A 6,000-nucleotide genomic window follows, 5' to 3' on the forward strand; every position below is an offset into this window, starting at 1 on the left:
ACTATAAAAATATTTATCTAACTACTAATTATCATCTTTAATTCTTGTGAATAAAATAAGGAGGATTTTCAATGATCTTTACATGTGAAAAACAAAAAATATTAGAAGGTATATCAATAGTTCAAAAAGCCATAACAGGTAGATCAACAATGCCTATATTAGAAGGTATTTATATAAATGCAAGTAATTCAACAATAACTCTTATAGGTTCAGATATGGATGTTAGTATTCAAACATTAGTTGATGCAACTATTATGGAAGAAGGAAGTATAGTTATTGATGCTAAAATATTTGGAGAAATAATAAGAAAACTACCTAATTCAACTATAAGAATAGAAACTATGGAAAATCAGCTAATAAAAATAACTTGTGAAAAATCCATATTTGATGTAGTTTATATGAACACAAACGAATTTCCAGAGTTACCTGAAATTAATGAGAATTTAAAAATATCAGTAAATCAAAATATATTAAAAAATATGATAAAGGGAACTTCTTTTGCTATCGCTCAAGACGAAACAAGACCTATTCTTCAAGGAATATTATTCGAGGTGAGAAATAAAAACTTAAACTTAGTTGCTCTAGATGGATATAGATTAGCTATAAAAAGTGAATTTTTAGATACGGATATTGATATAGAAGTTGTAATTCCAGGAAAAACATTAAATGAAGTATCAAAGATACTAGAAGATATAGATGAGATTGTGGATATAACATTTACTAATAACCATATATTATTTAATTTAAAAAGAACTAAAATAATATCTAGATTATTAGAAGGTAAGTTCATAAATTATAAATCATTATTACCACAAGAACACAAACTATTTGTAAATGTTAATAGACAAGAACTACAAAATGCGATAGAAAGAGCATCCCTAATGGCTAAGGATGGAAATACAAATTTAATAAAATTAGATTTACATCAAGATAACTTAGTAATAACCTCTAATTCTCAATTGGGAAAGGTAAGAGATGAAATTTCGATAAAATTGCAAGGAGATGAAATAGAAATTGCATTTAACTCAAAATATCTGCTAGATGTTTTAAAGAACATGGAGGATAATGAAGTTGTTATGAAAATGACATCTGGTATAAGCCCATGTGTTATTGAAGAAAATAGTAATGAAAATGCAAAATATTTAGTTTTGCCAGTAAGACTGATGAGATAGGAGGATAAATATTATTTTAATATTTATATAATGAAAATGAATAAAATAAAAATTGATACTGAAATTATAAAATTAGATGCTTTTTTAAAATGGGCATCTATTGCTAGCTCAGGTTCAGAAGCTAAGATTTATGTGCAAGATGGAATGATAAAGGTTAATGGAGAAGTTTGTACTCAAAGAGGTAAAAAATTAAGAATTGGAGATGTAGTAAACTTCGAAGGTTCAGATTTTGAAATAATATAGAGATAGTTATTTGATTATTTATGATATAATTATTATAGGTGTATTTTTATGTATGTTAAAAATATAAATTTGCTTAATTATAGGAATTATAAAAAATTAAGCGTAGAATTGACTGAAAATGTTAATGTGTTTGTGGGAGATAATGCTCAAGGAAAAACAAATATTTTAGAATCAGTATATTATTGTGCTTTTGCAAAATCACACAGAACATCAAAAGATAAAGAATTAATAAATTGGGAAAATAGTACAGCCTACATAAGTTTACTTATAGGGAAAAATAGATTAGATAAAAAGATCGATATAAATATACTCAGAGATGGTAAGAAAGCCATAAAAGTAAATAATATAAAAGTAAATAAGATAGGTGAATTATTTGGAATTTTTAATGTAGTAATGTTTTCTCCAGAAGATTTAAAAGTTATAAAAGAAGCACCGAGTTTAAGAAGAAGACTATTAGATATGGAATTATCTCAGGTAAATCCAAACTATTACTTCAATTTAGTACAATATAATAAAGTTTTAGGCGAAAGAAACATTTTATTAAAGAGCAGGTCATTTAGTGAAGATATCTTAGATGTATATGATATACAATTAAGTAAATATGCTGATTATATTATTTCAAAAAGGTTAGAATATATAAATAAGATAAATTTTTACGGTGATATAATTCATAAAGAAATTACATCTGGAAAAGAAGAAATAAACTTTAAATATAATTGTACTGTTAATCTAGAGAATGGAAAATTTAAAGATAATTATTTAAAAAAACTAAAAGATAATATTGAAAAAGATAGGGAAAAGGGGTTAACGTCTGTAGGACCTCATAGAGATGATTTTAGCGTATTTATAAATAATATTGATACTAAGGTTTTCGGATCTCAAGGACAACAAAGAACATCGATTTTAACTATGAAATTTGCATCTTTAAAAATCATTAGAGAGATTACAGGTGAATATCCAGTATTATTGTTAGATGATGTTTTATCCGAGCTTGATGTAAATAGGAAAAAATATATATTAAGATCAATAAAGGATATACAAACTATAATAACATGTGCTGGAATTGAGGATTTAAATGATTATTTAGATGATAAAGTCAAGATATTTAATGTATCAAACGGACAAATTTTAAATCAAGGGAGGAATATATAATGTTTTTGCATTTAGGTGAAAATGTAGTAGTTCCTATTAAAGACATTATTGGAATATTCGATCTTCAAAATACGATGTATAGCTCTGATACAATACAATTTTTAAGGCTAGCAGAAGAAGACGGATTTGTAGAAAGAATAACAGAAGAAAAACCAAAGTCGTTTATAATAGCAGAAGTAGATAATAAGAGTAAAATATATTTATCACCAATATCATCAACTACATTAACAAAAAGGACAGATATAGAATATAGTTCTTAATTCCATAAAATTGAAAATTTTAATAATACTTATTAAGTTTAGGAGGAGTCTGATTTGGAACAAAATAACAAAAAATATGATGAAAATCAGATACAAGTTCTTGAAGGATTAGAAGCAGTAAGAAAAAGACCAGGAATGTATATTGGAAGCACTAGTTCAAGAGGACTTCATCATTTAGTATATGAAATCGTAGATAATAGCATTGATGAGGCTTTAGCAGGATATTGTAATAAGATAGAAGTATACATTAATGAGGATAATTCGATTACAGTAAATGATGATGGTAGAGGTATGCCTGTCGGAATACATCCTAAGATGGGAAAATCTACTGTTGAAGTTATAATGACTATATTACATGCAGGTGGTAAATTTGGAGGAGGGGGATATAAGGTTTCAGGTGGATTACACGGAGTTGGTGCATCTGTAGTTAATGCTCTTTCAGAAGAATGTACTGTCACAGTTAAGAGAGATGGACATATATGGCAGCAAAATTATAGTAAAGGGAAGGTTCTTAATGAGCTTTCTAAAATAGGGGATAGTGATCAGACTGGAACACAGACATATTTTAAGCCTGATACAGAAATATTTGATGAAATAGTATTTGATTTTGAAGTTTTATCTCAAAGATTAAGAGAGTTAGCTTTCTTAAACAAAGGAATATATATAAAGTTAGTAGATAAAAGAGATGAAAAAGAAGAGGTTTTCCATTATGAGGGGGGAATTAAATCATTTGTTAGCTATTTAAATAGGAACAAAGTTCCACTTCATGAAGAACCAATATATATCGAAGGCGTGAAAGATAATATATCCGTGGAAGTTGCTATTCAATATAATGATGGTTACACTGAAAATATATTTTCCTTTGCAAATAATATTGATACAGTTGAAGGTGGAACCCATTTAGTTGGATTTAAAACTGCATTAACCAGAGTATTTAACGATTATGCAAAGAAATTTGGACATATAAAAGAAAATGACAAGAATTTTACTGGTGATGACATAAGAGAAGGACTTACTGGAGTAATATCTATAAAGATTGAGGAACCTCAGTTTGAGGGGCAAACAAAAACTAAATTAGGAAATAGTGAAGTAAGAGGAATTGTAGATTCTATTGTTGGAGAAAATATAGGAATATTTCTTGAGGAAAATCCTAATATAGGTAAAATGATTGTTGATAAAGCTCTAATGGCTGCCAGAGCCAGAGATGCAGCTAGAAAAGCAAGAGAATTAACACGAAAATCAGTCTTGGAAAGATCTACATTGCCTGGGAAATTAGCAGATTGTTCATCTAAAGACCCAAGGGAATGTGAAATTTATATAGTCGAAGGAGATTCGGCAGGTGGATCTGCAAAGCAAGGAAGAAATAGAAAATTCCAAGCTATTTTACCTTTAAGAGGTAAAATATTAAATGTTGAAAAACAAAGATTAGATAGAATATTAAATGCAGATACTATTAGATCAATGATTACTGCATTTGGAGCAGGCATAGGAAATGATTTTGATGTTGAAAAGATTAGATATAATAGAATTATAATTATGACAGATGCCGATGTTGATGGTGCTCATATTAGAACATTATTACTAACATTTTTTTATAGATATATGAGGAATTTAATAGATGATGGGCATGTATACATAGCGCAACCACCATTATATAAAGTTAGTAAAGGTAAAAAAGATTATTATGCATATAGTGATCCTGAATTAGAAAGTGTTTTATCTGAGCTAGGTGGAAAAGATAATTCAACTGATATTCAAAGATATAAAGGTCTTGGAGAAATGAATGCATCTCAATTGTGGGATACAACTATGGATCCAGAAAAGAGAATTTTATTAAAAGTAAATATAGAAGACGCTATGGCTGCCGATGAAATTTTCACCATATTGATGGGGGAAAAAGTTGAGCCAAGAAAAGAATTTATACAACAAAATGCTAGAAATGTTGTTAATTTAGATATTTAGTACTGAAATACGAGGTGAAGTACATGGATTTTAATGAAGGAAAAGTTATACCAGTAGATATTAAAAACGAAATGAAGAAATGTTATATAGATTATGCAATGAGTGTTATAGTTGGTCGTGCATTACCAGATGTAAGAGACGGACTAAAACCTGTTCATAGAAGGATATTATATTCGTTGCAAGAATTGGGGTTAACTCCTGAAAAGGGATATAGAAAGTGTGCAAGAATAGTTGGAGATGTTTTAGGTAAATATCATCCACATGGTGATAGTTCAGTTTATGATGCATTAGTTAGAATGGCTCAAGATTTTTCAATGAGATATATGCTAGTTGATGGACATGGAAATTTTGGATCAGTTGATGGTGACAGTGCAGCTGCTATGAGATATACAGAAGCAAAAATGAATAAAATAGCAGTTGAAATGTTAAGAGATATTAATAAGAACACAGTTGATTTTATGCCTAACTTTGATGGTGAAGAGCAAGAGCCAGTAGTATTACCATCAAGATTTCCTAATCTCTTGGTAAATGGTTCATCAGGAATTGCAGTCGGCATGGCAACTAATATTCCGCCACACAATTTAGCTGAAATAATTGATGGGACTATTATGCTTATAGATAATCCTGAAAGCACAGTTTTGGAACTTATGACTAAAATTACAGGACCGGATTTTCCTACAGGGGCTACCATTATGGGGAAAGCAGGAATTAGGGCTGCATATGAAACTGGTAAGGGAAAGATAATAGTAAGAGCGAATGCTGAAATAGAGGAAGAAAATGGAAGACACTCGATAATCGTTACTGAGATACCATATCAAGTAAATAAGGCAAAACTTGTAGAAAATATTGCTGATTTAGTAAAAGATAAAAAGATTACTGGAATCTCTGATTTGAGAGACGAATCAGACAGAGACGGTATGAGAATCGTAATCGAGCTTAAAAGAGATGCTAATCCAAGTGTAGTATTGAATTTATTATATAAGCATACAAAGCTTCAAGATACATTTGGCATTATTATGTTAGCATTAGTCAATAATGAGCCAAAGGTTTTAAATTTAAAGCAAATACTAGAAAATTATGTAGAATTTCAAAAAGAAGTTATAACAAGAAGAACTATATTTGATTTAAACAAGGCAGAGGCTAGAGCACATATCTTAGAAGGTTTAAAAATAGCATTAGATAACATAGATGAAGTAATAAGTATAATAAGA

The 6,000-nt window shown here is 28.9% G+C and carries 6 protein-coding genes (1 of these 6 running past the window's edge); all 6 read left to right on the forward strand.

Annotated features, from left to right (window positions below; translation table 11 throughout):
* Positions 1–71 precede the first annotated feature (71 nt).
* Tightly spaced (at most 54 nt apart), the 6 genes in view from dnaN to gyrA form a layout consistent with a single transcriptional unit that may run on beyond the window.
* Positions 72–1,172 carry a DNA polymerase III subunit beta gene (dnaN, locus tag AXY43_RS14385; protein WP_105411734.1) on the forward strand — a complete coding sequence of 367 codons (1,101 nt, stop codon included), beginning with the start codon at positions 72–74 and terminating at the stop codon, positions 1,170–1,172.
* 36 nt (positions 1,173–1,208) lie between these two features.
* Positions 1,209–1,415 carry a S4 domain-containing protein YaaA gene (gene yaaA, locus AXY43_RS14390; protein ID WP_031276195.1) on the forward strand — a complete coding sequence of 69 codons (207 nt, stop codon included), beginning with the start codon at positions 1,209–1,211 and terminating at the stop codon, positions 1,413–1,415.
* A 48-nt stretch (positions 1,416–1,463) separates the two neighbouring features.
* The gene (recF, locus tag AXY43_RS14395; protein ID WP_023976338.1) at positions 1,464–2,567 is read left to right on the forward strand and encodes a DNA replication/repair protein RecF; all 1,104 of its coding nucleotides are present in this window, start codon (positions 1,464–1,466) and stop codon (positions 2,565–2,567) included.
* On the forward strand, positions 2,567–2,827 hold the full coding sequence (remB, locus tag AXY43_RS14400) for an extracellular matrix regulator RemB (RefSeq protein WP_011967370.1): 261 nt from the start codon (positions 2,567–2,569) through the stop codon (positions 2,825–2,827). The genes recF and remB overlap by 1 nt, the downstream gene beginning before the upstream one ends.
* Positions 2,828–2,881: 54 nt before the next feature.
* A complete protein-coding gene (gene gyrB / locus AXY43_RS14405) occupies positions 2,882–4,789 on the forward strand; it encodes a DNA topoisomerase (ATP-hydrolyzing) subunit B (RefSeq protein WP_039768416.1) in 1,908 nt (635 codons plus the stop codon).
* Between the two features lie 23 nt (positions 4,790–4,812).
* Positions 4,813–6,000, forward strand: the beginning of a protein-coding gene (gene gyrA / locus AXY43_RS14410) for a DNA gyrase subunit A (RefSeq protein WP_023976336.1). Its footprint extends 1,293 nt past the window's final position; only the first 1,188 of its 2,481 coding nucleotides appear in the window; the start codon lies at positions 4,813–4,815; the stop codon falls past the right edge of the window.

The organism is Clostridium sp. MF28, from assembly GCF_002969175.1.
Classification (GTDB): domain Bacteria; phylum Bacillota; class Clostridia; order Clostridiales; family Clostridiaceae; genus Clostridium; species Clostridium beijerinckii.